Source organism: Deltaproteobacteria bacterium (assembly GCA_003696105.1).
GTDB lineage: Bacteria > Myxococcota_A > Polyangia > Haliangiales > J016 > J016.
In genome coordinates this window covers 1-25156 of record RFGE01000293.1, presented here as the reverse complement: position 1 = coordinate 25156, position 25156 = coordinate 1, and the positions used below count along the sequence as shown (strand labels likewise).

Annotated in this window: 26 protein-coding genes and 2 pseudogenes; 15 read left to right on the top strand and 13 right to left on the bottom strand. The window is 71.2% G+C overall.

Annotated elements, in window-relative coordinates:
* The first annotated feature begins 126 nt into the window (after positions 1–126).
* Positions 127–795, top strand: coding sequence for a cytochrome c (locus D6689_18705; GenBank protein ID RMH38799.1), 669 nt, complete (start codon positions 127–129; stop codon positions 793–795).
* Here the strand turns inward: D6689_18705 and D6689_18700 are convergent.
* The 5 genes and pseudogenes from D6689_18700 to nth all read right to left on the bottom strand — a co-directional run bounded on the left by D6689_18700 (position 728) and on the right by nth (position 4343).
* Positions 728–913, bottom strand: a pseudogene (locus tag D6689_18700) (class I SAM-dependent methyltransferase). The gene D6689_18705 and the pseudogene D6689_18700 overlap by 68 nt on opposite strands.
* Before the next feature lie 18 nt (positions 914–931).
* Complete coding sequence (gene queG, locus D6689_18695) at positions 932–2455, bottom strand: tRNA epoxyqueuosine(34) reductase QueG (GenBank protein RMH38798.1); 1524 nt, start codon at positions 2453–2455, stop codon at positions 932–934.
* Entirely contained in the window at positions 2098–3243 is a 1146-nt protein-coding gene (locus tag D6689_18690) for a KamA family radical SAM protein (protein ID RMH38797.1), read from the bottom strand. The genes queG and D6689_18690 overlap by 358 nt, the downstream gene beginning before the upstream one ends.
* 9 nt (positions 3244–3252) lie before the next feature.
* Positions 3253–3672 (bottom strand): NUDIX domain-containing protein, encoded by a 420-nt coding sequence (locus tag D6689_18685; GenBank protein RMH38801.1) that lies wholly within the window; start codon positions 3670–3672, stop codon positions 3253–3255.
* Positions 3669–4343 (bottom strand): endonuclease III, encoded by a 675-nt coding sequence (gene nth, locus D6689_18680; GenBank protein ID RMH38796.1) that lies wholly within the window; start codon positions 4341–4343, stop codon positions 3669–3671. Before nth ends, D6689_18685 begins: the two co-directional genes overlap by 4 nt.
* Positions 4344–4358: 15 nt before the next feature.
* Between nth and D6689_18675 the strand changes: the two genes are divergently transcribed.
* On the top strand, positions 4359–5273 hold the full coding sequence (locus D6689_18675; GenBank protein RMH38795.1) for a hypothetical protein: 915 nt from the start codon (positions 4359–4361) through the stop codon (positions 5271–5273).
* 127 nt (positions 5274–5400) lie between these two features.
* Here D6689_18675 and D6689_18670 read toward each other — a convergent pair whose 3' ends face one another.
* The 3 genes from D6689_18670 to D6689_18660 all read right to left on the bottom strand — a co-directional run bounded on the left by D6689_18670 (position 5401) and on the right by D6689_18660 (position 7948).
* Entirely contained in the window at positions 5401–6825 is a 1425-nt protein-coding gene (locus D6689_18670) for an FAD-binding protein (GenBank protein RMH38794.1), read from the bottom strand.
* 34 nt (positions 6826–6859) lie between these two features.
* Positions 6860–7237, bottom strand: coding sequence for an iron-sulfur cluster assembly accessory protein (locus D6689_18665; GenBank protein RMH38800.1), 378 nt, complete (start codon positions 7235–7237; stop codon positions 6860–6862).
* A 150-nt stretch (positions 7238–7387) separates the two neighbouring features.
* Entirely contained in the window at positions 7388–7948 is a 561-nt protein-coding gene (locus tag D6689_18660) for an NADH-quinone oxidoreductase subunit B (protein ID RMH38793.1), read from the bottom strand.
* A 176-nt stretch (positions 7949–8124) separates the two neighbouring features.
* On the opposite strand from D6689_18660, the gene moeB reads away from it, so the two are divergent.
* Both moeB and D6689_18650 read left to right on the top strand, forming a co-directional pair.
* Positions 8125–9288: a molybdopterin-synthase adenylyltransferase MoeB gene (gene moeB / locus D6689_18655; protein ID RMH38792.1), complete on the top strand. Its 1164-nt coding sequence runs from the start codon at positions 8125–8127 to the stop codon at positions 9286–9288.
* A 45-nt stretch (positions 9289–9333) separates the two neighbouring features.
* Positions 9334–10902: a DUF3552 domain-containing protein gene (locus D6689_18650; protein ID RMH38791.1), complete on the top strand. Its 1569-nt coding sequence runs from the start codon at positions 9334–9336 to the stop codon at positions 10900–10902.
* A gap of 96 nt (positions 10903–10998) precedes the next feature.
* Here the strand turns inward: D6689_18650 and D6689_18645 are convergent.
* A pseudogene (locus tag D6689_18645) lies at positions 10999–11211 on the bottom strand (hypothetical protein).
* Positions 11212–11880: 669 nt separating this feature from the next.
* Here D6689_18645 and D6689_18640 point away from each other — a divergent pair.
* The 9 genes from D6689_18640 to D6689_18600 are packed head-to-tail and all read left to right on the top strand — an operon-like array spanning position 11881 to position 18809.
* Complete coding sequence (locus D6689_18640; protein ID RMH38790.1) at positions 11881–12453, top strand: MerR family transcriptional regulator; 573 nt, start codon at positions 11881–11883, stop codon at positions 12451–12453.
* The gene (locus D6689_18635; protein ID RMH38789.1) at positions 12450–13676 is read left to right on the top strand and encodes an IscS subfamily cysteine desulfurase; all 1227 of its coding nucleotides are present in this window, start codon (positions 12450–12452) and stop codon (positions 13674–13676) included. Before D6689_18640 ends, D6689_18635 begins: the two co-directional genes overlap by 4 nt.
* Before the next feature lie 9 nt (positions 13677–13685).
* Complete coding sequence (gene iscU / locus D6689_18630) at positions 13686–14093, top strand: Fe-S cluster assembly scaffold IscU (GenBank protein RMH38788.1); 408 nt, start codon at positions 13686–13688, stop codon at positions 14091–14093.
* Positions 14090–14416: an iron-sulfur cluster assembly accessory protein gene (locus D6689_18625; GenBank protein ID RMH38787.1), complete on the top strand. Its 327-nt coding sequence runs from the start codon at positions 14090–14092 to the stop codon at positions 14414–14416. Before iscU ends, D6689_18625 begins: the two co-directional genes overlap by 4 nt.
* An 11-nt stretch (positions 14417–14427) precedes the next feature.
* Positions 14428–14967 carry a Fe-S protein assembly co-chaperone HscB gene (gene hscB, locus D6689_18620; protein RMH38786.1) on the top strand — a complete coding sequence of 180 codons (540 nt, stop codon included), beginning with the start codon at positions 14428–14430 and terminating at the stop codon, positions 14965–14967.
* Positions 14967–16853 carry a Fe-S protein assembly chaperone HscA gene (gene hscA, locus D6689_18615; protein ID RMH38785.1) on the top strand — a complete coding sequence of 629 codons (1887 nt, stop codon included), beginning with the start codon at positions 14967–14969 and terminating at the stop codon, positions 16851–16853. The genes hscB and hscA overlap by 1 nt, the downstream gene beginning before the upstream one ends.
* Positions 16853–17218, top strand: a complete 366-nt coding sequence (locus D6689_18610) for a ferredoxin (protein RMH38784.1) — start codon at positions 16853–16855, stop codon at positions 17216–17218. Before hscA ends, D6689_18610 begins: the two co-directional genes overlap by 1 nt.
* Positions 17133–17960: an acyl-CoA thioesterase gene (locus D6689_18605; protein ID RMH38783.1), complete on the top strand. Its 828-nt coding sequence runs from the start codon at positions 17133–17135 to the stop codon at positions 17958–17960. The genes D6689_18610 and D6689_18605 overlap by 86 nt, the downstream gene beginning before the upstream one ends.
* Positions 17961–18017: 57 nt before the next feature.
* Positions 18018–18809, top strand: a complete 792-nt coding sequence (locus D6689_18600) for a hypothetical protein (GenBank protein RMH38782.1) — start codon at positions 18018–18020, stop codon at positions 18807–18809.
* 69 nt (positions 18810–18878) lie between these two features.
* Here D6689_18600 and D6689_18595 read toward each other — a convergent pair whose 3' ends face one another.
* The 4 genes from D6689_18595 to def all read right to left on the bottom strand — a co-directional run bounded on the left by D6689_18595 (position 18879) and on the right by def (position 23222).
* Positions 18879–19436 (bottom strand): hypothetical protein, encoded by a 558-nt coding sequence (locus D6689_18595; protein ID RMH38781.1) that lies wholly within the window; start codon positions 19434–19436, stop codon positions 18879–18881.
* Positions 19437–19447: 11 nt separating this feature from the next.
* On the bottom strand, positions 19448–21697 hold the full coding sequence (locus tag D6689_18590) for a nitrite/sulfite reductase (protein RMH38780.1): 2250 nt from the start codon (positions 21695–21697) through the stop codon (positions 19448–19450).
* A 368-nt stretch (positions 21698–22065) separates the two neighbouring features.
* On the bottom strand, positions 22066–22830 hold the full coding sequence (locus D6689_18585) for a dihydroneopterin aldolase (protein RMH38779.1): 765 nt from the start codon (positions 22828–22830) through the stop codon (positions 22066–22068).
* Positions 22686–23222 (bottom strand): peptide deformylase, encoded by a 537-nt coding sequence (gene def, locus D6689_18580; protein RMH38778.1) that lies wholly within the window; start codon positions 23220–23222, stop codon positions 22686–22688. The genes D6689_18585 and def overlap by 145 nt, the downstream gene beginning before the upstream one ends.
* A 76-nt stretch (positions 23223–23298) precedes the next feature.
* Between def and ribA the strand changes: the two genes are divergently transcribed.
* Both ribA and apbC read left to right on the top strand, forming a co-directional pair.
* Positions 23299–23898: a GTP cyclohydrolase II gene (ribA, locus tag D6689_18575; protein ID RMH38777.1), complete on the top strand. Its 600-nt coding sequence runs from the start codon at positions 23299–23301 to the stop codon at positions 23896–23898.
* Complete coding sequence (apbC, locus tag D6689_18570) at positions 23895–24989, top strand: iron-sulfur cluster carrier protein ApbC (protein RMH38776.1); 1095 nt, start codon at positions 23895–23897, stop codon at positions 24987–24989. Before ribA ends, apbC begins: the two co-directional genes overlap by 4 nt.
* Positions 24990–25156: the final 167 nt, after the last annotated feature.

Below are 25156 nucleotides of genomic sequence, written 5' to 3'. Positions count from 1 at the left end.
GCCCGACGCGACGCCGGCACCTGCGCGGGCGGACGCGGCCGGGCGGAGCGTTCCCGCGACGGTCGTGCGTCCCGACGGGGCGCTGCCGCCGATGGCAGGCCCGCGCGCGATTCCGGTGCGCCAGCAATCGCCGCATGCGGTGCCGCTGTCGCCCGCGCCGGCCGGCGACGCGAGCGAGCCGGCGCGGCCGGCGGCCGCGCGCTCGCCGGCCGCACGGGCGGGCGGGCCGGCGACGTGGGAGACGGACCCCGCCGGGGCGCTGCCTCGGGAAGAACTCGAGCGCCGGCTCGACTTCGCACTCGCCCGCGCCCGCGAGCTCGAGCGCGGACTGCACACGTTGCAGGCGGAACTCGACGCCGCCCAGCACAAGCTCAACGCGCTGTTGGCCAGCATCCGCGAGCTGACGGGAGGCGAGTGACGGCCGCCGGCGTCGCGCGTGCGCTGCGCCGCGGCGCGACCGCGCTTGCGGTGGCGGGTGCGGTGTCGGGTGCGGCCGGATGCGAGCGGTCGATCGCAAGCGGTCAGGCCGACGGCCGCGCGATCTTCATGGAGGTGTGCGCCCGCTGCCACGGTCCGCGGGGCACGCCGACTCCCGCCGACGTCGCGCGTCTCGGCGTCAAGGACTTGGCCGATCCTAAATTGCAAGATCAACTGTCCGACGACCGCATCCGCCGGCAGATCCTGCGCGGATCGGACAACCAGAACATGCCGGCGTTCGAGGGCGCGCTCACGGACGACCAGATCGCCGCGGTGATCCGCTACGTGCGATCGCTGCGGCGGTCGCCCGCTCGCTGACCCGTGCGACCGCCACGCCTCGCCGCCGTGCTCGCCGCGCCTCGCCGCACCGCTTTGCCGCCGCGCCGGTCGCGGTGGCGCGCCGGCCATTGCCGCGGCGCGCGGGCCGCCGCGGAGGTCTCGCCGCGCGCGGTCGTCAGCGCATCGGCTCCCCGGTGCGCGGCGCCTCGGCGTCAGCCAGCGCCGCCGCGATCTCGCTGCGCACGTACGGGTCCCGCTCGCGGTCGGCGGCCTCGCGCAGCGGCTCGACGGCGCCGAGCCGGCCGAGCGCCCACGCCGCGTGCCCGCGCACGATCGGGCTGCGCGCGCCGGCGAGCGCGCGCGCCAGCGCGGGCACGGCCGCCGGGTCGCCGAGGTTGCCGAGTGCGATGCACGCGTTGCGGGCGAGCTGATCGCGGCGCGCGCGCCGCAGCGCGGTGCCGGCGACGCGCTTGCGGTGCTGGTTGGCGCCGCCGTCGACCAGCGCGATCAAGTCGACGGCGCCCGCGTCCGGCGACCGCGGCCGCAGTTCGGCGGCCGGCTCGATCCGGTCGGGCGCGGCGGCGTTGAACGGACACACCGCCTGGCACACGTCGCAGCCGAACGCCATGGCTCCCATGTGCGCGCGCAGCGGCCGGTCGATCGCCCCCCGGTGCTCGATGGTGAGGTACGAGATGCACCGGCGCGCGTCGAGCAGGTACGGGCCGTCGAACGCGGACGTCGGGCATGCGTCGAGGCAGGCGGTGCAGTCGCCGCACTTGGACGCGATCGGTGCCGCGGCCGTGGGCTCCGCGGCGACGTCGACGAGAAGTTCGCCGAGCACGAAGTACGAGCCGAGCCCGGGCGCGATCACGAGCGTGTTCTTCGCGACGAAGCCGATGCCCGCGGCCGCGGCGAGGTCGCGTTCGAGCACCGGTGCGCTGTCGACGCAGGGGCGCGCCGCGATCGGCCGGCCGAGGTCCGCCGCGAGCGCATCGGCCAGGGCCGTGAGCTTGCGGTACAACACCGTGTGGTAGTCCTCGCCGCGCGCGTAGCGCGCCACCTCGCCGCGCGGGCGTCCGTCGCGCAGGTCGCCGCCGCGGTGGGCGTACGCGAGCGCGACGACGACCACGGACCTCGCTCCGGGCAGAAGCGCGCGCGGGTCGCGGCGCGCCGCGAGTTGGTGGGGCGCGCTGAGGTAGGACATCGACCCCGCGCGGCCGGACGCGAGCCACCGCCGGTACGCGCGATAGCGAACGGGCGCGTCGACCGGCGCGACCCCGGCGCGGTGAAAGCCGAGGGCGGTCGCGCGCGCGAGGATCGCCTCGGTGACCGCGCGCGGCGTCACGCGTCGTCTTCGTCGCGGAACCACACGCGGTCGTACGGCACGGTGCAGTCGCGCTCGCGCGGCTGCGGGTAGCGGACGAGGTCGCCGCGGAAGTTGCGCAGCGTGACCCAGTGATCGTCCATGTCGACCAGGTACTGCGGCCCGATCGGGATCTTGCCGCCGCCGCCCGGCGCGTCGATGACCAGGTGCGGTACGCCGAGGCCGCTGATCCAGCCGCGCAGCCCGTCCATCAGCCGGATCGCCTCGTCGACCGGCGTGCGCAGGTGGTCCGTGCCGACGGCGATGTCGCCTTGAAACAGGTAGTAGGGGCGCACCCGCATCCGCAGCAGGCCGCGCATCAGCGCGCGCAGGCAACGCACCGACGAGTTGATCCCGCGCAGCAACACGGCCTGGTTGCTCACCGGGATGCCCGCATCGACGAGCGCCTCGCACGCGGCGCGCGCCTCGGCGGTGAGCTCCTTCGGGTGGTTGAAGTGCGTGTTGACGTACAGCGGGTGGTGGCGCCGCAGCATGCCGCACAGCTCGGCGTCGACGCGCATCGGCAACACGACCGGCACGCGCGTACCGATGCGGATGATGTCGACGTGGTCGATCGCGCGCAGCCGGCCGAGCAGGGCGTCCAGGCGCGCGGTGGACCACAGCAGCGGGTCGCCGCCCGAGATGAGCACGTCGCGAACTTGCGGCGTGCGCGCGATGTAGTCGATCGCGGCGTCGAGGTCGCCGCGCGTCGGCGGATCGTCGCCGCCGACGAGCCGCCGTCGGTTGCAATGGCGACAGTAGATCGCGCACCGATCGAGCGCGAGCAGCAATACGCGATCCGGGTACTTGTGGAAGATGGCGGGCGCCGGATTGTGGCTGTCTTCGCCGAGCGGGTCGACCAGCTCCTCGCGGCGGACGTCGGTCTCGCGCACCGACGGCAGCGTCTGCATCCGAATTGGGCAGGTCGGGTCATCCGGGTCCATCAGCGACGCGTAGTAGGGGGTCGCGCCGGTGCGAAACTGCCCGCGCGTTCGCTCGAGTCCGGCTCGCTCCGCATCGGTGAGCCGGATGTAGCGCGCGAAGTCCTCGGCGGTGGTCAACATGTTGCGCAGCTGCCAGCGCCAGTCGTGCCACGCGTCCACCTGCGTCAGTGGTGGGGCCATCGCCGTCGGTTACCGCGTTTGGCGCGCGTTGTCGACCACGGCGGCGAGCCCTTCCGTGACCGGCAGCGCGTCCAGGTCGTCCGGCGCGACCCAGCGCACGTCCGCCGCGTCGCTGCCCGCGGCGATCCGCCCGCCGGTGACCTCCACGCGGTAGTCGAGGATCACGTAGTGGTACGCGATGTCTCCGGCGGCGTCGCGCGACACGCGCTCGACCACGCACGCGAGGTCGCGCACGGCAACCTCGAGTCCCGTCTCTTCGCGCACCTCGCGCGCGACGGCGTCGACCAGCGACTCGCCGGGGCGCACCTTGCCGCCCGGTACGCTCCACAGGCCTTCGCCCGGCGGGGCGCCGCGGCGCACGAGCAAGACGCGCCCGTGGTCGTCGAACGCGATCGCGCCGACGGCGACGCGCGGGCAGGCGGCGGTCACGCGCCGACCTCCGCGGACGGGCAGTGCGGCGCCAGCGGGCACTGGTCGCACGCCGGCTTGCGCGCGTGGCAGATGCGGCGGCCGTGCCAGATGAGCTGGTGCGAAAAGTCGATCCAGCGGTCGCGCGGGATGAGGGCCATCAGGTCGCGTTCGATCTTGACCGGGTCGGTTTCGCGCGTGAGCCCGAGCCGATTGGCGAGCCGCTTGACGTGCGTGTCGACCACGATGCCCGACGGGATGCCGAAGGCCGTGCCGAGCACGACGTTGGCGGTCTTGCGCGCGACGCCCGGCAGCGCGGTGAGCGCCTCCATCGACCGCGGCACCTCGCCGCCGTGGCGGTCCACCAGGGCGCGCGCGACGCCGAGGATCGCGCGCGTCTTCTGGCGGAAGAAGCCGGTCGAGTGGACGATGCGCTCGACGTCATCCGGATCGGCGGCCGCCAGCGCCGCCGGCGTCGGGTAGCGCGCGAACAACTCCGGGGTCACCTGATTGACGCGCTTGTCGGTCGACTGCGCGCTCAGGATCGTCGCGACGAGCAGTTCGAACGGGTTCCGATGGTTCAGCTCGCAGGTCGCGTGGCCCCAGGTGCGCTCGAGCGCGTCGAGGATCGCGCGCACGCGTCGCTCGTCCACGGCGGCCGGGGCCGATTGACTTTTGTGGTGTCCGCCCATCAGACTGACCGTGCCGTGCCGATACGTACCACGATTTCGGCCGCCGTCGCGGTGGCGCTCGCGGCCTGCGGCGCGTCGCCGAAGGAGGTCCACCTCGCGACGACGTCCGGCTACGACGCGGACTTCGCCGTCGTCTACTCGAAAGTGCTCGAAGCGGTCGTCGAGCTGTATCCGTACGTCGACGAGAACCCGACGTCGGGCGTCATCCGTACGGCGTGGCACCAGATCAAGATTTCCTCGGGCGAGGACACGCGGACGGCGCGCGGCGTCGGCGTCGGCAGCGTGACCAACCCGGCGACCGGCGGTGCCGGCGGCGGTGCGTTCGGCGGCACCGCGCGGATGGACAAGCTGTACTTCGTGCGGTTTCGCGTGTACGTGCTCGGGGGCAAGCCGTGGCGGGTGCGCATCGAGGGCGAGGCGGCCGAGTACGAGCCGGGGCTCAAGCCGGTGCCGCTGTCGGGCGCGGACGTGCCGCCGTGGCTCAAGGGGCGAGTGGAGGCGCTGCAGGTCGCGATTTACCGCAAGCTCAAGCGGTACGCGGTGCCGATCCACAAGTCGCGCCGCCGTCCGGTCGCGCGCGCGCCGGCGCCGGACTTCGCTCGGTACGGCGCGATTCCGCCGGCGGCGGCACAGCGCATCCACGCATTGCGCGAGGCGTTGCGCGCCGGCCGGTTCGACGCGGCCCGCGCGATGGTGGCCGATGATCTGGTGTGGAGCGAGGGCGCGGCGCCCGGCGCGGATCAGGCGGTCGCGCTGTGGCGCGCCGACCCGACGCTGGTGTCCCGGCTCGTCGCCGCGCTCGAAGCCGGTTGCGCGGGGAACGATCAACAAGTCGCGTGTCCGGCGGCGCCGGCGCCCGGCGACATCCAGGCGACATTCGCCCTCGTCGGCGGCCGCTGGAAGCTCGTGCGCGCCGTGCCGGTCGAGTAGGGCGCGCGGCGGCCGGGCACCTCCCGAGCGCGCGCGACGCGCGGCCGCGCGCCGGATCGTGGAAGCTCGTGCGCGCCGTGCCGGTCGAGTAGGGCGCGCGGCGGCGCCGGGCACGCGCGGCCCGCCGTCACTCCGGGCAGGCGCGCCGCGGCGGCAACACCTTGTCCGGGTTGAGCAGGTCGAGCGGATCCCACATCGCCTTCCACTTGCGCTGCCACTCGATGAGCTGCGGCGACTGTTCCATCGGCAGGTAGTCGCGCTTGGCGAGGCCGATGCCGTGTTCGCCGCTGAGCGTGCCGCGCAGGGCGAGGGTGTCGGCGAACAGCGCGCGCGCCGCCTGGTCGATGCGCGCGGCGACGTCCGGCCGGTGGCGGTCCTCGTCGCACAGCAGGTTGACGTGCAGGTTGCCGTCGCCCGCGTGGCCGAACGCGGCGATCGGCATGTCGCAGCGCGCGGCGAGCGCCTCGATGCGAGCGAGCAGCTCCGGCAGCCGGCCGCGCGGCACGCACACGTCCTCGTTGATCTTGTGCCGGTGCGCGTCGCGCAGCGCCCGCGACGCGCCCCGCCGCGCGTCCCACAGGTCGCGGCGGTCGCGCTCGTCGCGCGCGACGACCACGTCGACCGCGCCGGCCGCGTCGCACACCTGGCCGGCGCGCACGACCGCCGCGTCGAGTCCCTCCGGCTCGCCGTCGAGTTCCACCAGCACGACCGCGGCCGCCGTGCGCGGAAACGCGTAGCGCGCGCGCGGGCGCACGTGGTCGATCGTCACGCGATCCATCAGCTCGATCGCGCGCGGCCGGAAGCCTCGGCGCAGCAGGTCGTCGACCGCGCGGCCGGCCGCGGCGATGGCGTCGAACACCGCCAGCATCGTCGCGACCGCCGCCGGCTTCGGCACGAGCTTGAGCGTGATCTCGGTGGTCACGCCGAACGTTCCCTCGCTGCCCACGAAGCCGCTGACCAGGTCGTAGCCCGCGACGCCCTTGGCCGTGCGCCGGCCGCAGCGCAGCACCTCGCCGCCCATCAGCACGACCTCGAGCCCGAGGACGTAGTGGCCGGTCACGCCGTACTTGAACGCGCGCGGGCCGCCGGCGTTCGTCGCGACGTTGCCGCCGATCGAGCACAGAGCGAGCGATGCGGGGTCGGGCGGGTAGAACAGCCCCTCGGCCTCGACGGCCGCCTGCAGGTCGCCGACGATGACGCCGGGCTCGACCACCGCGACCAGGTCGGCAGGATCGATTTCGACGATCCGGCGCATGCGCTCGACCGACAGCACGACGCCGCCGCGCACGGGCAGGGCGCCGCCGACCATGCCGCTGCCGGCGCCGCGCGGGGTGACCGGCACGCGGTACTCGGCGCACAGGCGCAGCACGGCCTCGACCTGCTCGCGGCTGTCGCACAGGACCGCGCAGTCCGGCGGGTACGGTCCGAGCCCGCTTTCGTCGCGCGCGTAGTCGTCCAGTTTCGGGTCGTCGCGCCGCACGACCTGCCGGGCGCCGAGTTCGCGGGAGAGCCGCTCGGCGATATCGACAGCGGGCTGGCGAGCTGCGGACATGGGCTGTAGCGGCGCGGGCGCCGCCCCCGCGACCTTACACCTGGAACGACGAGCCGCACCCGCACGTCGATTTGACGTTCGGGTTGTTGAACTTGAAGCCGGCGCCCATGAGCCCCTCGACGTAGTCGATCTCCGTGCCGTCGAGGTACATCAGGCTCATCTGATCGACGAACACCTGGACGCCGTGGATGTTGAACTCGACGTCCATGTCCGTCTTGTGGTCGAAGTACAGGTCGTAGGCGAAGCCGGCGCAGCCGCCGCCGACGACGCGCAGGCGCAGTCCCATGTCGTCCTCGATACCCTCCTCCTGGCGGATTTCGAGGACCTTGTCGGCGGCGAGCTTGGTGAGCGTGACGCGCGGGCCGGCCGGCGCCTCGGCGGCGGGGGCCGGGGCGTCCTGCGTGTGGGGCATGGTCTCGGGTGCTTGGGACATCAGTCGTGACTCCTATCGCTGAGCGTACGCGGTCGGCGGGACAAATGCCACCGCGAGACGGCGGGGCGCGCGAATCCGGCGTTGCGGCTGGCCGGCGCGCGCCCGCCGGACGGCTGGGGGATCGGCGGGCTAGGCGTCGGCTTCGACGGCTGCGTCCGCGGCGCCGCCCGTGTCGGCCTCGCCAGCAAGGGCGCGCCGGCCGCCCTTGAGCCGGCGCGTGAGCCAGCCGCGCTCCTGCTCCATTTTCTTCTGGATGTGCAGCAGGCCCTCGATGAGTGCCTCGGGCCGCGGCGGACAGCCGGGCACGTACACGTCGACCGGGATCACCTGGTCGATGCCCTTGAGCACCGAGTAGGCGAGCTGGAACAGGCCGCCGCAATTCGAGCAGGAGCCCATCGAGATGACGTACTTCGGCTCGGGCATCTGGTCGTAGAGCATCTTGACGCGCGTCGCCATCTTGTAGGTGATGGTCCCGGCGACGATGATCAAGTCCGCCTGGCGCGGGCTGGCCCTCGGGGCCGACCCGAAGCGTTCGAGGTCGCCGCGGGGGCCGCCGGTCTGCATCAACTCGATGGCGCAGCACGCGGTGCCGAAGAGCAGGTACCACGTGGAGTTCTTGCGCCCCCAGTTGATGAGGTCCTCGACCTTCGTCAACAGGAAGCCCTGGCTCTCGAGTGTTCCACTGCTCATCGGCGTCTCCGTTATACCTGAACTCCAGGGGCCGGCAAACCGGGCATTCATCGTTTCGATGCGCGGCCGCCCGGATCGGCTGCGAAGCCTCCGCGCGGACCGCGCCCCTCGAAAAACTACATTTTCCCGTTTACACGGTCGGAATATCGGGTATAAGGGGAGGGCGGAGACACGCCATGCCGACCTTCCGAGCCTACCTCCAGGGGATCAAGCGAGAGATCGACGAATGCCAGCCGGCGGACGTCCACCGGATCGTCCAGGCGCCCGACGGCACCGTCGTCATCGACATCCGCGAGCAGAACGAATACGTCCAGGGCTACATCCCCGGTGCGCTGTGGATCCCGCGCGGCTTCCTCGAGATGCGCATCGAGGACGCCGTGCCGGATCGGGACACGCCCGTCGTCCTGTACTGCGCCGGCGGCGTGCGGTCGGCGCTGGCGGCGCGGTCGTTGCGCGAGCTGGGCTATACGAAGGTGTCGTCGATGGCCGGCGGTTTCGGCGCGTGGAAGCGGTCGGGGCTGCCGTGGCAGGCGCCCCGGGTGTTGTCGCCCGACCAGGAGATCCGCTACTCGCGCCACACGATGCTGCCGGAGGTCGGCGAGGCCGGGCAGCTGAAGCTGCTGGACTCGCGGGTCCTGTGCATCGGCGCGGGCGGTCTGGGGTCGCCGTCGTCGCTGTACCTGGCGGCGGCCGGCGTCGGCACCATCGGCATCATCGATGACGACGTGGTCGACGCGTCCAACCTCCAGCGCCAGGTCATCCACTCGACGGATCGCGTCGGCATGCCCAAGGTCGACAGCGCCGAGCGCACGCTCACGGGACTGAACCCGGACGTGAAGGTCGTCGGCTACAAGGCGCGCCTGTCGTCCGACAACGTGATGGACGTGTTCGACGGCTACGACGTGATCGTGGACGGCACGGACAACTTCCAGACGCGCTACCTCGTCAACGACGCGGCGCTGAAGCTCGGCATCCCGGTGGTGCACGCGTCGATCTTTCGGTTCGAGGGCCAGCTTACCGTGTTCCCCGGCGAGGGGAAGCCGTGCTACCGGTGCCTGTACCCCGAGCCGCCGCCGCCCGAGGAGGCGCCGTCGTGCGCCGAGGCCGGCGTCCTCGGCGTGCTGCCCGGGGTGATGGGCGTGCTGCAGGCAACCGAGGCGATCAAGCTGCTGCTCGGCTTGCCGACGCTGGCGGGGCGGTTGCTCATGTACGACGCCATCGGCGCGACGTTCCGCGAGCTCAAGCTGCGCGCCGACCCGGCGTGCCCGACCTGCGCCGACGGGGTCGACCGCGACGCGATCGAGCTGATCGACTACGCCGCGTTCTGCCGCGCCGGGTAGGAGGCCGCGCCGCGGCGGCCACCCCGGCTGCGCTATAGTCTGCTCGTGCTGTGGGTCGCCATCGCCGCGTTTGCGATCGCCGCCGCCGCCGGGGCGGCCGCGGGGGTCGCCGTCGCGCGCCGTCGCGCCCGCGCCATCGTGGCGCAGGCGCGCACGGAGGCGGCATCGGTCGTGCGCAGCGCCCAGCTCGATGCCGGCGCCAGGAGGCGCGCGGCGCAGACGCAGGCGCGCGAGCGGGCGCTCGCCGAGCGCGCTGCGGCCGAGGAGGAACTCACCCGCGCGGTCGAACAGCTCGCGCGCCGCGAGGAGCGCGTCGCCGAAGAGGAAGCGGCGTTCTCCGAGGACAAGCGGGCGCTCGACGACAAGTGGGACGCGTTCAAGCGGCGCAAGCGCGCGATCCGGTCCGCGCGGGACCGCGCCGCGAGTCTGCGGCGCGCCGCCGACGCGGCGCTCGCCCAGATGCGCGACCAGCTCGCGGCGCGCGCGGGCGCGACGCCGGAGCAGGTGCGCGATCGCATCGCGGCCGCGTGGATCGAGGAAGCGCGGGCGGCCGCGGCCAACCGCGTCCGCAGCCTCGACGGCACGGCGGCCGACCCGGAGATGGACCGCGCGGCGCGGCGGCTGCTCGAGATCGCGTCGGCGCGCTACCGCAACCACTTCTTGACCGAGCGACTGATCAGCCGCGTGCCGCTGCAGCCCGGAGTCCGCGATCTGCTCGAGGCCGACGGAGGCCGCCTGCTCGCGGCGATCGCGGAGGGGGCGAACGTGCAGCTCGTGCTCGACGACGGCGGCGCCGACCTGCTCCGCCTCGAAGGGCTCGACGGGGTGGGCCGCGAGGTCGCGCGGCGCGCGCTGTCGAGGCTCGCCAAGGACAAGCACCGCGCCGCCGCCCGCGCGGACGCGGCCGCGTGGGTAACCGGCATCAAGGACCAGCTGCACCGCGAGATCCGTCACCTCGGCAAAAAAGCGTTCCGCGTGCTGAAGGTGCCGCCGGCCCATCCCGAGATCGTCGAGCTGGTCGGGCGCCTCAACTACCGCACGAGTTACACGCAAAACCAGTGGCTGCACGCGGTCGAGGCGTCGTTTCTGTGCGGGCTCATGGCGGAGGAGCTGGGGCTCGACGTACAGCTCGCGCGCCGCGCGTGCCTGTTGCACGACATCGGCAAGTCGCTCACGCATGAAATGGACGGCTCGCACGCGGTGATCGGAGCCGACATCGCCCGCCGGCTGGGCGAGGACGAGATCGTCGCCAACGCGATCGGCGCGCATCACGCCGACGAGCCGCCCAACTCCGTGTACGCGTACCTGGTCGCCGCCGGCGACGCGATGTCCGGGGCGCGTCCCGGCGCGCGCCGCATGATGACGCAGGAGTACGGCAGCCGCATCGAGGACCTCGAGCGGATCGGCAACAGCTACCCCGGCGTCGAGCGGGCCTATGCGGTCCACGGCGGCCGCGAGCTGCGCGTGTACATCAAGGAGGGCGCGCTGTCCGACGCGGAGGTCGTCGAGCTGTCGGCGGACATCGCGGCGCGCATCAGCGACGAGATGACGTTCCCCGGGCAGATCAAGGTGACGGTCATCCGCGCCTACGAGGCGGTCGCGGTCGCGAGCTGATCGCGCGCGAGTGGCTGGCCGTCATTCGGCGGCCCGTGCGCTCGGTCACTCCACGGCGCGCGGGGCCGGCGGGCCGTCGGCGACCCGTGCGCTCGCTCACTGGACGGCGCGCGCCCGCCGGTGGTTTAATGCCCGCGCCGAGTCACGCAGCCTCGAAAGGAGTGGTGTCGATGTTCGCAGTACCGACGTGTTTCGCGGCCCGTGGCATCCGGGCGAGCCGCATCGCGGCGTGGTCGGTCGCTTGCGCGATGGCGGTCGCCGCGTGCAGCGGCGAGGAAGAGGGCGGCGGCAGCTCGGCCGCGGTGGACGCCGGCGAGTGTGCCAGCGGCCGGAAGTGGACGGGCGGCAACGCGGAGTCGCCGCTGATGCACCCCGGCTACGATTGCATCGGCTGCCATACCAGCATGGGCGAGGGTCCGCGGTTCACCGTCGCCGGAACGGTGTTCGCGGATTTGAACGACGGCGACGATTGCTTCGGCGTCGCCGGCGCCACCGTGGTCGTGACCGGCAGCGACGGCAACGCGGTCGAGATGACCACCAACGAGGCGGGCAACTTCTTCACCACGCAGCCGGTGGCGACGCCGTTTACCGCCAAGGTGGTGTACCAGGGCAAGGAGCGCGCAATGCTCAGCCAGCAGACCAACGGGGCGTGCGCGACCTGTCACACGGCGACCGGCGCCAACGGCGCGCCGGGGCGCATCCTGTTGCCGATGTAGGCCCCCGCGTGCGGCCGCCGCCTGGCGGCCCGCGTGCGGCCGGGCGCGCCCGGCTCGCTCGCGCGCCCGGCCCGGCGGGACCGGCCGCGGCGTAAGCGGCGCCGTCCGCCGCCGGAGTTCGGCGCTCCGGATGATGACGCAATGCGTCGCCGCGTGCGGTACAACTCGTACGTTTGGGTGAGATTTGCGTTGACAGCGCGAGCGCAGGGGCGCATATTCACGTCGTGCACGAAACCTAACGTGTACGTAAGAGTTTGACCGAGTGAGCGCCAAATCCACAAAATTGCTTCGTGTCGGTGAGCTTGCCCGCGCGGTCGGCAAGTCCGTCAGGGCGATCCACCTGTACGAGGAGCTGGGCCTCGTCAGGCCGGTGGAGCGCTCTCAGGGCGGGTTTCGCCTGTTCTCGGAAGACGCCATCGACCGGATCAATTGGATCGGCAAGCTCCAGGTGGCGGGGTTTTCGCTGAGCGAGATCCGCGATTTCGTCCAGCAATTCGAGCGCAATCCGAACGGCCGCACGGCGGCGGACTCGGTGCGGCGCCTGTTCGAACAGAAGCTCGCCGAGGTGCGCGACACGATCGCGCAGATGCAGATCATCGAAAACGATCTGGTGGACGCGATCGCGTACCTCGAAAGCTGTCAGTCGTGCGCGACGACCTTGCCGGTCACCGAGTGCGCCGTATGCAACCACCAGGGACACGAGGCCGGCGATGCACCGGAACTGTTCGCCGGCCTGTCGCAAGTCGTGCGCGACGACGTCGCGCCGGCGGGTTCGCTCGTCGACGTGTCCCACCTCACCGCCGGCCTGGACGCCGGCGCGAAAGCGGAGTCATGAGCGTCAAGCTTCCCATCTTCCTCGACAACCACTCCACCACGCCGGTCGACCCGCGCGTGCTCGATGCCATGCTGCCGTACTTCACCGAAAAGTTCGGCAACGCGGCGAGCCGCAACCACAAGTTCGGCTGGGAGGCCGAAGCGGCGGTCGACCATGCGCGCGAACAGATCGCCGATCTGATCGGCGGCAGCGCCAAGGAGATCGTGTTCACGTCCGGCGCCACCGAGTCCGACAACATCGCGACCAAGGGAGTCGCGTCGTTTTACAAGCAACGCGGCAACCACATCATCACGGTCCAGACCGAGCACAAGGCGATCCTGGACTCGTGCAAGTGGCTCGAGCGCAACGGCTGCGAGGTGACCTACCTGCAGCCGGACAAAGACGGGCTCATCTCGCCCGAGCAGGTCGTCGACGCGATGACCGACCGCACGATCCTCGTGTCGGTGATGTACGCCAACAACGAGATCGGCGTCATCCAACCGATCAAGGAGATCGGCGAGGCGATCAAGGCCAAGAATCCGAAGGTGGTGTTTCACAGCGATGCGGTGCAGGCGGCCGGCAAGGTGCCGGTCGACGTCGACGAGTGCCATCTGGACCTCGTGTCGCTGTCGGCTCACAAGATGTACGGCCCCAAGGGCGTCGGCGCCCTGTGGGTGCGTCGCAAGCCGCGCGTCCGCGTCGATCCGATCATCCACGGCGGCGGTCACGAGCGCGGCGTTCGCTCCGGTACGCTCAACGTGCCGGGCATCGTCGGGTTCGGCAAGGCGGCGGAGATCGCGAAGGCGGAGATGGCCGCCGAGGCCGAGCGATTGCTTGCGCTGCGCAATCGGTTGTACCGCGGACTGACCTCTCAGCTCACGCACGTCTACGTCAACGGCTCGCTCGAGCACCGGCTGCCCGGCAACCTCAACGTGTCGTTCGCGTTCGTCGAGGGCGAGTCGCTGTTGATGGCGCTCAAGGACGTCGCGGTGTCGTCCGGATCGGCGTGCACGTCGGCGTCGCTCGAACCGAGCTACGTCCTGCGCGCGATCGGCGTCGGCGAGGAGCTGGCGCACACGTCGATTCGCTACGGCATCGGCCGCTTCAACACCGAAGAAGAAATCGACTACACCATCGAGCTCACCGTGAAGGCGGTCAACCGCCTCCGCGAGCTGTCGCCCCTGTGGGAGATGTACCAGGAGGGGATCGACATCGCGAGCATCGAGTGGACCAACCCGCACTAGAGGAACACCATGGCGTACAGCGACAAGGTACTGGACCACTACGAGAATCCCCGCAACGTCGGCAGCCTCGACAAGAACGACGAATCGGTCGGCACCGGGCTCGTCGGCGCGCCCGCCTGCGGTGACGTGATGAAGCTGCAGATCAAGGTCAACGCGGACGGCGTCATCGAGGACGCCAAGTTCAAGACGTTCGGCTGCGGCTCCGCGATCGCGTCGTCGTCGCTGGCGACCGAGTGGGTCAAGGGCATGACGATCGACCAGGCGTTGCAGATCAAGAACACGCAGATCGTCGAGGAGCTGAACCTCCCGCCGGTCAAGATCCACTGCTCGGTACTCGCCGAGGACGCGATCAAGGCGGCGATCGCCGACTACAAGCAGAAGCAGGAGCGGCGAAAGGCTCAACAGAAGGCGTCATGATCACGATCACCGACAGCGCCGTACAGGAGATCAAACGGCAGGCCGCAAAACGCGGAACGCCGAACGCCTCCTTGCGCGCGGGGATCCGCGGCGGTGGCTGCACGGGCTTTTCGTACCTGTTCGAGTGGGACGACGGCGAGCCGCGCGAGACGGATCACGTGTTCGAAAAGGACGGCGTGCGCCTGTACGTCGATCCGAAGAGCTACCTGTACCTCAAGGGGACCGAACTCGATTTCGTTCGCACGATGATGGGCTACGGGTTCAAGTTCAACAACCCGAACGTCAAGAGCACCTGCGGCTGCGGCGAGTCGGTTCAGTTCTGACGGGGCGAGCGATGTCCGACCACTTTGCGCTGCTCGGTTTCGAGCCGCGGTTTGCGATCGACCTCGACGAGCTCGAGCGCCGCTACCACGAGCGGTCGCGGGCGGCCCACCCGGACCGCGTCGCGGGTGCTGCGGCCGGCCAACGCGTCGCGGCGCTCAACGAGTCGATGGCGCTCAACGAAGCCTACGAGGTGTTGCGCAAGCCGGTGCCTCGCGCCGAGTATCTGCTGGCGCTGCACGGCGTCACGATCGGCGACAACGAGGTGCTCGATCCCGCGTTTCTCGCCGACGTGCTCGACGCACGCGAGGAACTCGCGGCGGCGATCGCGGCGGGCGACCGCGCGCGAGTGAACCAACTCGGCGCCGATATGCAGCGGCGGCGCGATGCCGCCGTCGCCGCGCTCGGGGAACTTTGGCGCCGGTTCGACGACACCGGCGACCGCGCCGCGCTCGACGAGATCAAGCGCGAACTCATCCGCTTGCGCTACGTCGACCGCTATCTCGAACAGGTGGACGCGGCGCAAGACGACGACGACGACGAGGACGACTGATGTCGCTGATGCAAATCGCCGAACCGGGCCAGTCCACCGCGAAGGAGGCGTGCGCGACGGTCGCGGTCGGCATCGACCTCGGCACCACGAACAGCGTGGTCGCGATCGTGCGCGACGGCAGGCCGGTCGCCATCCCGGGACCGGACGGTTCGACCACGGTGCCGTCGGTGGTCCACTACGCCGACGACGGGTCGGTGATCGTTGGCCGGGAGGCGCTCGAGCGCGCCGCGGAATACCCGCGCACGACGATCGCGTCGGCCAAACGGCTGGTGGGCCGTAGCGTGGCCGATCTCGGCGACGCGCGCCGGCTGGTCACGTATGACTTCGACGAAACGGACGACCGCGTGATCCGCATCCGGCTCGGCGACGGCCGGTCGGTGACGCCGATCGAGGTGTCGGCGGAAATTCTGCGCGAGCTGCTGTCGCGCGCGGAGCGGGCGCTCGGCGTGCGGCCGACGCAGGCGGTGATCACGGTCCCGGCCTACTTCGACGACGCGCAGCGCCAGGCGACGCGCGACGCGGGCCGGCTCGCGGGCGTCGAGGTGTTGCGGCTGCTGGCCGAGCCGACCGCCGCCGCGCTGGCCTACGGGCTCGACCGGAACGAGTACGGCACCTACGCGGTCTACGACCTCGGTGGCGGCACGTTCGACGTGTCCATCCTCAAGCTCGTCGAGGGCGTGTTCGAGGTGAAGGCCACCGGCGGCAACTCGGCACTCGGCGGCGACGATTTCGACCGCGCGATCGCGCAGCGCATGCTCGACGCGGCGGGGCATCCCGAGACGGTCGACCCGCGCCTGGTCCGGCGCGCGGTGGCGGCGGCGCGCGCGGCCAAAGAACGGCTCACCGGCGCCGAGGCGACCGAGTTCGCCCTCGCGATGCCCGATGGCTCCGTGTTCCGCCGCGAGCTCTCGCGCACCGATTTCGCGGCGTGGATCGAGCCGCTGCTGCGCAAGACGCGCAAGGCGTGTCGCCGCGCGCTCAAGGACGCGGAGGTGGCGCCGGGCGAGCTGGACGGGGTCATCCTCGTCGGTGGCTCGACCCGGTCGCCGGTCGTGCGCGACTACGTCGCCGACATCTTCGGGCGCGAGCCGCTGGCGGACATCGACCCCGACCACGTCGTCGCGCTCGGCGCGGCGGCCCAGGCCGACATGCTCGCCGGCGGCAGCCAGCAGGTGACGCTACTCGACGTGATCCCGCTGTCGCTCGGAATCGAGACCATGGGCGGCGTCGTCGAAAAGCTCATCTACCGCAACTCGACGATTCCGACCGGTGCCAAGCAGGAGTTCACGACGTACGCCGACAACCAGACCGGCTTCGATATCCACGTGGTCCAGGGCGAGCGCGAGACGGTGGACGGCAATCGGTCCCTGGCGCGGTTCACGCTCAAGGGCATTCCGCCGCTTCCAGCGGGGATGGCGCGCGTCGAGATCACGTTCGTGGTCGACGAGGACGGCATCCTGCACGTCACGGCGCGCGAGAAGCTCACGGGCATCGAAAACACGATCGAGGTCAAGCCGTCGTACGGGCTGACGGACGAGGAGGTCGAGCGCATGCTCCTCGACTCGTTCGAGCACGCCGAGGAGGACCTGGCCGCGCGCAACCTGCGCATCGAGCGCGTCGAGGCCGACCGCATCCTGGCGGCGACCCGGGCAGCAATGGCGGCGGACCCGGAGCTGCTCGACGACGCCGTGCGCGAGGAGATCGAGCGGGCGATGGCGGCGCTCGAACAGGTCAAGGTCGGTGACGACCACCTGGCGATTCGCGCCGCGATCGAGGCGCTCGATCGCGCGTCGAAACCGTTTGCGGAAAAGCGGATGAACCGGGCGATCGCGGCCGCGATGGAAGGGCGTACGCTCGCCGAGGTCGAACACGAGGTGGGCAGCTGATGGCCAAGATTCGCTTCAAACCGCCCGTGCCCGACGAGCCGGAACTCGAGGTCGACGTCGACCCGGACACGACGTTGCTCGAGGCCGCCGAGGAAGTCGGCGCCAAGGTCGGCAGCTCGTGTGGCGGGCAGTGCGCGTGCTCGACGTGCCACGTCTACGTGCTGGCGGGCGAGGACGCCCTGTCGGACATGGAGGACAACGAAGACGACCGGCTCGACATGGCGTTCGACGTGCGACCGGAATCGCGACTCGGCTGCCAGGCGCGGGTGGTGCGCGACGATGCCGAAATCGTCGTGCAGATCTCCGAGGAGAGCCTCAAGGCCTGGTACGACGAGCACCCGTCGGCGCGCAAGGCATCCGGGTAATCGTGCCGGCTCACCTCGATCGTTTCGCCAGTCTGGCGTCGGCGTCGAGCACGCCAGCTTGACGCCCGCCGCCCCCGTCAGTAACCTCGCACACCACCGTGACCACCGACCGCAATCCCAGGCACCATCGCGAGCGCCTCGCGCCGTTCCTCGGCAAGAAGGTCGTGATCGGCACGAACGATTACCACTACGTGAGCGGCCGCGCCGTGGAATTCGTCGACGGCCGGATGTTGAGGATGACGGTCAACGGAAAAGACGTGTTGGTGCCGGTCGCGGACGTCGCGACGATCTCGGAAGTGCCCGAGGTCCAGGCCGAGTACGTCAAGTAGACGGCGTGGCGTTTCGTTTCACTCTGCCGGTCCGCTTCGCGGACATCGACCACGCCGGCATCGTCTACTATCCGCTGTACTTCCACTACTTCCATCAGGCGTTCGAGGAGGTATTTCGCCAGCGGTTCGGCGGTCCGGCAGCCTATGTCGCGCTGCTGGACGAGCGGCGCGTCGGCCTGCCCGCGGTCGCGTGCGAGGCGCGGTTCGTGCGGCCGCTGCGCTACGGCGAAGACGTCACGGTCGAGGTCACGTGCGACCGCGTGGGCAACCGGTCCGTCACGCTCCGCTACCGGGCGCTGTGCGGCGATGCGCTGTGCGCGGAGGGCACCGTCACCTGCGCGATCACCGACCTCGACACGTTCACGTCGATGCCGGTTCCCGCCGACCTTCGCGCGCTGTTCGAGGCGCTGTAGGTCGCGCCCGCGGCGGAATCGTTGGCCGGTCGGCCGGGTCGATGGTACAACGGAGGCGTGCCGGACCGGACCGAGGCTCAGCTCGCTCGCCTTCAGGCGGTCATGACGGAGCTGCTCGAACGCCGCCTGAGCGGCTCGCTCGATCAGGTCGAGGCGGCGCTCGCGCGGTGGCGGGCGGGCGACATCGGCGCGTTCGAGGCGCACGCCGCAGTGCTCGAGCACGCGGCCCGGGCCGAGCGGCTGGCCGCGCGGATGGCGCGCGTCGGATTCGACACGGCGGGATCGCTGCTTCGCGATGCGTTCGACGACGGTCTGATCGACCGAGCCGAGTTTTGCGAGTTGATGGGCTGCGCGCCCGAGGACGTGCCGCCGTCGCCGCCGCTGGACGCCGGCGGGCGCGGCGGGGAGCTTCCGGCCAAGCGCGCAGTGGTCGAGGAACTGCTCGCCGAGGGGGCGGTGCTGGTCCACGTCGACGCCAGCGCGCCGGGAGTGCGCGTGCCCGAGCGGTTCGCGGGCGACGCCAAGCTCGTGTTGCGGTTCGGCTACAACCTGAGCCCGCCGGTGCCCGACCTCGAGGTGGACGACGCGGGGCTCCGGGGGACGCTCACGTTCGGCGGCGTACCGCACCGGTGTGAGCTGCCGTGGCCCGCGGTCTACGCGGTCGTGTCCGACGTCGACAGCCGCGGGTTGGTGTGGCCCGACGACGTCCCCGACGACGTGCTCGGCGACCTGGCGGGGCGGGCCGACGACGGGGACGGCGGCGATGACGGGGCACGCGGCGATGGGGCGCCGGCCGGCGGCGCCGCGTCGCGCCCGCGCAAGGGCGCCCACCTGCGCCTGGTCAAGTGAGCCGCGGTCCGCGCGGACACGGGGATGGCCGGCGCGGACTCGACGGCCGGCGCCGATGTTCCGCGCGGGTCATGCGGTCACGCGCTCGCGGAGGTTCGCCGCGGTCGTGCCGCGCGGGCCGCGCACGTACAGCGTCAACAGCCTGCGGGGGTCGGGTTCGGGGGCGAGCGCGACGTCGGGCCCGCCGAACAGGTCGTGCAGGACGCCGGCCGCGGCGTCGCGCGCCGTCGCGAACGTCGGCGCGTCGTTGGGCGCCAGCAGCCGGCTGTGGATGCGCACGACCAGCTCGTCGCCGCGAAACCGCAAGCGTCCGTCGAGGTCGCGTTCGAGCCGGTCTGCCGCCGCGAGCGCGCGCGCCGCCGCTTCGCGCAGCTTCTTTGCCAGTGGCCCCGGCGGGTCGCGACGCCGCTGGTAGCGCAGCCCCGGCCGCTCGCCGACGACATCCGCGGCGTAGTGGCCCGTGTGGCCGATGAGCAGCACGCCGGGGCCGCCGGGCACGTGGCTGTAGTCCACGACGTCGATCAGCAGCTCGTCGACCGCGTCGCGTTGGATCCACCCGTGGAACGCGGCGACGACGTCGGCCGGCGAGGCGCCGACCGGCGTGGCGGCCGACAGGCCCACGCTCACCTGATGGACGATCACGCGGCCGCCCCCGCTTGGATGCGCTCGTGGCACGCATGAGCCGCCTCGACGAACAGTTGCGCCTCCTCGACGGCCTGGCGGGCCGCCGCCGGGCCGACGCGGTTGGGCGGGTTTGCGTGCATCGCGAGCAGGTAGTTGGCGAACTTGGCACCGGCGAACGGGTCGTAAAACAGGCCGGTATCGCAAAACCGCGCGCGGAACTCGCGCACGATGTCGTCCGGCTCCGCGCCGATGTCAGGAAGTTGCATGCGCACCAACGCGCGCGCCGCCTCGAGCATTGCGCGGTACGCGCGCTGCGCGGCGTCGGCATGGCGCCGCTCGTCCAGGCACACTTGCGCTTCGAACACCTCGCGCTCGCTGTCCGCGAGGCCGAACTCCGTGGCCGACACGACCTCGCCGGCGCACTCGCCGACGCCCATGTCGCCGATGGTGTATTCGCGCGGGTCGCCCCAGTCCGTGTACAGCTCGGGCGCCTCCTCGTACGGCGGCACGTCGGTGAGGTCGGCCAGCAGGTCGCGCGTCCGCTTGCGACCGACGCGCGCGAAGAAGTCGTGCAGCGATTCGCCCGGTCCGCGCTCGGCTCGGTAGAACGCGACCACGCGCTCGATCGCGTCGCCCACCCGCTTGGCCGGGATCGCGCCGATCGGCAGGCCGAATGCGCCGGCGTTGTGCGCCCACCGGCCGCCGAGCACGAGCTGGAAGTGCGGTACACGGCGGCCGCGCACGTTGCGGCTTACGCCGAGCAGGCCGATGTCGGCGATGTGGTGCTGGCCGCAGGCATTGAAGCAGCCGCTCGCCTTGATGCGCAGGGCGGCGACGTCGTCGGGGCGATCGTCGCGGTCGCGGCGCAGGCGCACCACGAGGTGGGAAGCGAGTCCGCGCGACGACGCGATTCCCAGCTTGCAGGTGTCGGTGCCGGGACACGCGGTGATGTCTTCGATCGTGCCGGCGCCGGCCGCGGCGAGCCCGGCGCGCGCCAACGCCGCGTAGACCGCCGGCAAGTCACCGTCTGACACCCACCGCAGCGCGAGGTTCTGTTCGACCGTCGCGCGGATTGTGTCGCCCGTGTACGCGCGCGCGATGTCGGCGAGGGCGCGCAGCTGGTCGGCGGTCGCGTCGCCCAGCGGCAGGCGCACCGTCGCGATGGAGTAGCCCGGCTGGCGCTGTGGGGCGACGTTGGTCGCGCGCCATGCGTCGAACCCGGGCGGATACGGGCCGGGCGGCAGCGGCGACGGCGGCTTCAGCGGGCCGTCGATGTGCGCGGTCGCGTCGTCCAGCAGCCCCGTCCAGGCCGGATCCGGCGTCAGGCGGGCGCGCTCGTCGGCGACCCACTTGCGAAACGTGTCCATGCCGACCTTGGCGACGAGAAACTTCAGCCGGGCTCGCGCGCGGTTTTGCTTTTCGCCGTGGCGCGCGAACACGCGACAGACGGCCTGCGCCAACGGCAGGATGTCGCGTTCCGCCACGAAGTCGGCGAGCACCTGGGCCTGGTGCGGCACCGCGCCCAGGCCGCCGCCCGCGAGCACCTCGAACCCGCGCTCGCCGTCGCGCACGGCGGCGACGAACGCCAGGTCGTGGATGGCCGCGAGACCGCACGCCTCGGTGCGGCACCCCGAGAACGAAATCTTGAACTTGCGACCGAAGTCCTGCGCGTCGGGGTGGCCGAGCAGAAACCTCGCCAGCGCGCGCGCGTGCGGCGTCGTGTCGAAGCACTCGCCGGCGCACACGCCGGTTCGGACGCACGCGGTCACGTTGCGCACCGAGTTGCCGCATGCCTCGCGCGTGGTCACGCCGACGGCCGCGAGCCGCCGCATGATCGTCGGCGTGTCGTCGATGTGGACGAAGTGGAGCTGGATGTCCTGGCGGGTCGTGACGTGCGCGATGCCGTCCGCGTACTCCTCGGCCAGCTCGGCGATGACCTCGAGCTGGCCGGCCGTGAGCTGGCCGAGCGGCAGCTTGATCCGCTGCATTCCCGGCGCGTCCCACAGCGTGTTCGGACCTTTGGTGAGCGAGCCGCTCGGGTACGCCAGCGTGCGCGTGCCGATGCCGTCGTGGCGCTGGCCGTTGTCGTACCGCTGGCCGTACGCGCCGCGGCGCAGGCGGGTTTCGGCGAACACCTTGTCGTCGATGACGCCTTGGCGGCGCAGTTCGATCTGTGCCTCGAATGCGTCGATCTCCTCCGCGAGCGCCGGGTCGATCGATGACGCGAGCCGCTGCTTCCACTGCTGCGCGAGGGGGGCGGTCATGTCCCAGGCTGCCTTCATTGCTCGGTTCTCCGACGAGAATACCGAGTTAATGGAGCGCGTCAACAAGAAATATGCTATATCTTGACCGTAAAACCGTATTATTTCGGGGGGGCAACGCCCACGGCGTACCGACTCCGGTGCGCGTCGCGCGCAGTCCGTGGGGTTTCCGGCGCGCCCGGATACGGGCCCGCTCGGCCTGCGGGAGTCCGTCCCACGACCGCGAGCCCGCGCCCGCGCCCGGACTCGCAGGCCCTGGACCCCGTGTCACGTCCGCACAGGCGTTCCACGACCGCGAGCCCGCGCCCGCGCCCGCCCGGCACCCGGCGACGGTGGATCGCGACCGCGAGCCCGCGCCCGGGGCTCTGCGGCTACGCCGGGCGCGCCGGCAGGGTCAGGCGGACGCCGCTGGCCTCCGGGGCTCCGCGGCAGGGCGGGGCGAGCTTTTCGACCTCGACGCACACGGTCGCCGCGGGGTACAGGTCCTGCACTCCGCGCGCGATCTGGCCGGCGAGCCCTTCGAGCAAGCGATACGTGTGCTCGGTGCCGATGGCGACGGCGCACTCGCACACCTTGCGGTAGTCCACCGTGTCGCGGATGCTGTCGGATTCGGCCGCGCGTGCGAGCGGCAGCCGCAGCTCGATATGCACGCGAAACCTCCGCGTGAGCTTGCGCTCGGCGGCCGTGTAGCCGTGGTGCGCCTCGAACTCGATGCCGCGGATGTAGACCGCGTCGGCGGCGGGCTCGGTCACGGCGTTTCGCTCGGACGCGGCTCGCCGCGAATCCGGTAGCGGTAGACGTCGTACAGGCCCACGCACAGGCCGAGGACCAACAGGATCATGGTTGGGATCAGGCCGGCGAGGCAAATCCACATGAATACGGCCCGCACACCCGGCGAGGCATGCGCGACGAACGCGGCGATCGTGCCGACGCCGCCGATCACGAGCAACGCCGTGGCGACCGCAACGAGCCCGTAGACGACCTTCACCCGTCAGCCCCCGGACGCGGCCGCCGCCTCGTCGGCCGCGAGCCGCTTCATCTTGCGCCGAATCATCTGCTTCTTGAGCGGTCCGACGAAATCGACGAGCAGCTTGCCGGTGAGGTGGTCGTGCTCGTGTTGGATGGCGCGGGCGCACAGCCCCTCGCCCTCGAGTTCGAACCAGGTCCCCTCGAGGTTCATCGCCCGCACCCGCGCGCGCACCGCCCGCTCGACGGGCACGTAGATGCCGGGAAACGACAGGCAGCCCTCGTCGGCGGTTTCCGTCTCGTCGGACAGCGCGACGATCTCCGGGTTGATGAAGGCGACCGGCGGGTCGCCCTCCGCGCCGCCGGCGACCACCGCGTCGATCAGGAACATGCGCGCGGCATGACCGATCTGGATGGCGGCGATGCCGACGCCGTTGTCCGCGAACATGGTGTCGCACAGATCGCGGTACAGTTCGCGGATCTCGTCGTCAATTTGCGTGACTTCCACGGTTTGCTGGCGCAGCCGCGGATCCGGCCACTTCACGATGGGCTTGACTGCCATGGGAATCCCTCTCGGGCCTTTACAAGCCCGATCCTTATCATAGAGAGTAGCACCTCGCACGCGGAACCCACACGCCATGCCCACCATCGACCGCTACGCCGAAGCCGACATGCCAACCGCTCGCGGCCCGTTTCGCCTCGTGGTCTACCGGGCGGGCGGCGACGAGCACGTCGCCATGGTGCGCGGGGACGTGTTCGGGGCCGACCGGGTGCTCGTGCGCGTCCACTCCGAGTGTCTCACCGGCGAAACCCTCGGCTCGCTCCGCTGCGATTGTCGCGCGCAGCTCGAGACGGCGCTCGACCGCATCGCCGGCGAGGAACAGGGGATTCTCGTCTACATGCGGCAGGAAGGCCGCGGGATCGGGCTCGGCAACAAGGTCCGCGCCTACGCACTGCAGGATCAGGGGATCGACACGGTAGACGCCAATCTCGCGCTCGGGTTCGAGGCAGACCTGCGCACCTACGAGATCGCGGCCGCGATTCTCAAGGATCTCGGCGTGCGTTCCGTCCGGCTGATGACGAACAACCCGGACAAGGTGCGCGGGCTCGAGCAGGCGGGCGTGGTGGTGGCCGAGCAGGTGCCGCACTGGGTCGACACGACCGAATACAGCCGGGCCTACGTCGAGGCGAAGAAAACGCGGCTCGGCCACATTGACGGCGATACGGAATCGAAATGACCAAGCTCACCGAAGACGACATCCGCAAACAGCTCAAGACGGTTACCGATCCCGCGCTCGCCAAGGATCTGGTGACGATGCGCCAGGTCAAACGCATCGCGGTCGACGGCGACGCGGTGACCGTCGGGATCGAATTGATCACGCCGGCCTATCCGAAGGCGATGCGGGACGAGTTGCGCGAGCGGGTCACGCGGGCGCTGCGGGATGCGGGCGCCGGTGAGGTGCGCGTGGAGTTTACCAGCGCGGTGGCCGCCCGTCCCGCGCCGGCCGACAAGGCGCGCCTGCCGGGGGTCAAGAACATCATCGCGGTGGCGGCGGGCAAGGGGGGGGTCGGCAAGTCGACGGTCGCGACCAACCTGGCGTTGGCGCTGCGCAAGCACGGCGCCACCGTCGGGTTGCTCGACGCGGACGTCTTCGGCCCGTCGGTGCCGCAGATGCTCGGACCGCCGCAGATCCCGGCTACCACCACGGCGGGGCAAAAGATCGTGCCGGCAGTTCATTACGACATCAAGGTGATATCGATCGGCTTCTTCGTCGAAAAGGACAAGGCGGTGGTGTGGCGCGGGCCGATGGTACACCGACTGCTTCAGCAGTTCCTGGAGGACGTGGACTGGGGCGAGCTCGACTACCTCGTGTGCGACCTGCCACCGGGAACGGGCGACGTGCAGTTGTCGCTGTCGCAGCTCATTCCGATCACGGGCGCGGTGATGGTGACGACGCCGCAGGAGGTCGCGCTGATCGATGTCGTCAAGGGAATCCAGATGTTCGAGAACGTCGCGATTCCCATCCTCGGAATCGTCGAGAACATGTCCTACTACGTGTGCCCCGCGTGCGGCCATCACGACGACATCTTCTCGCGCGGCGGCGGCAAGCGGCTCGCGGCCGAGCGCGGCATCGAGTTCCTCGGCGAGTTGCCGATCGACGCGAAGGTCCGGTTCGGCGGCGACAGCGGTGTGCCGGTCATCGTCGCGGCGCCGGAGTCCGAGCACGCACAGCGGTTCATGGACATCGCGTCGAAGGTCGCCGTCGCGGCGGCGGCGCGGGTTCTGGCCGAAGGGCGGCGAAGCCCCGGCCTGACCGTGATCCGATAGCCGACTGCTCGGCCGGCGGAGGGCCCGCCTGCCGCGCAGCGGTGCGCCGGTGCGTCGAGCCGGGGCGCGCCGGCGCGCGGGGCGCAGTCAGTTGAGCATCGTGTTGCTCGGCCCGACTTTCGCCAGCAGGTGGCTCACGCGGGCGAGCACCGCTTCCAGGCGATCCG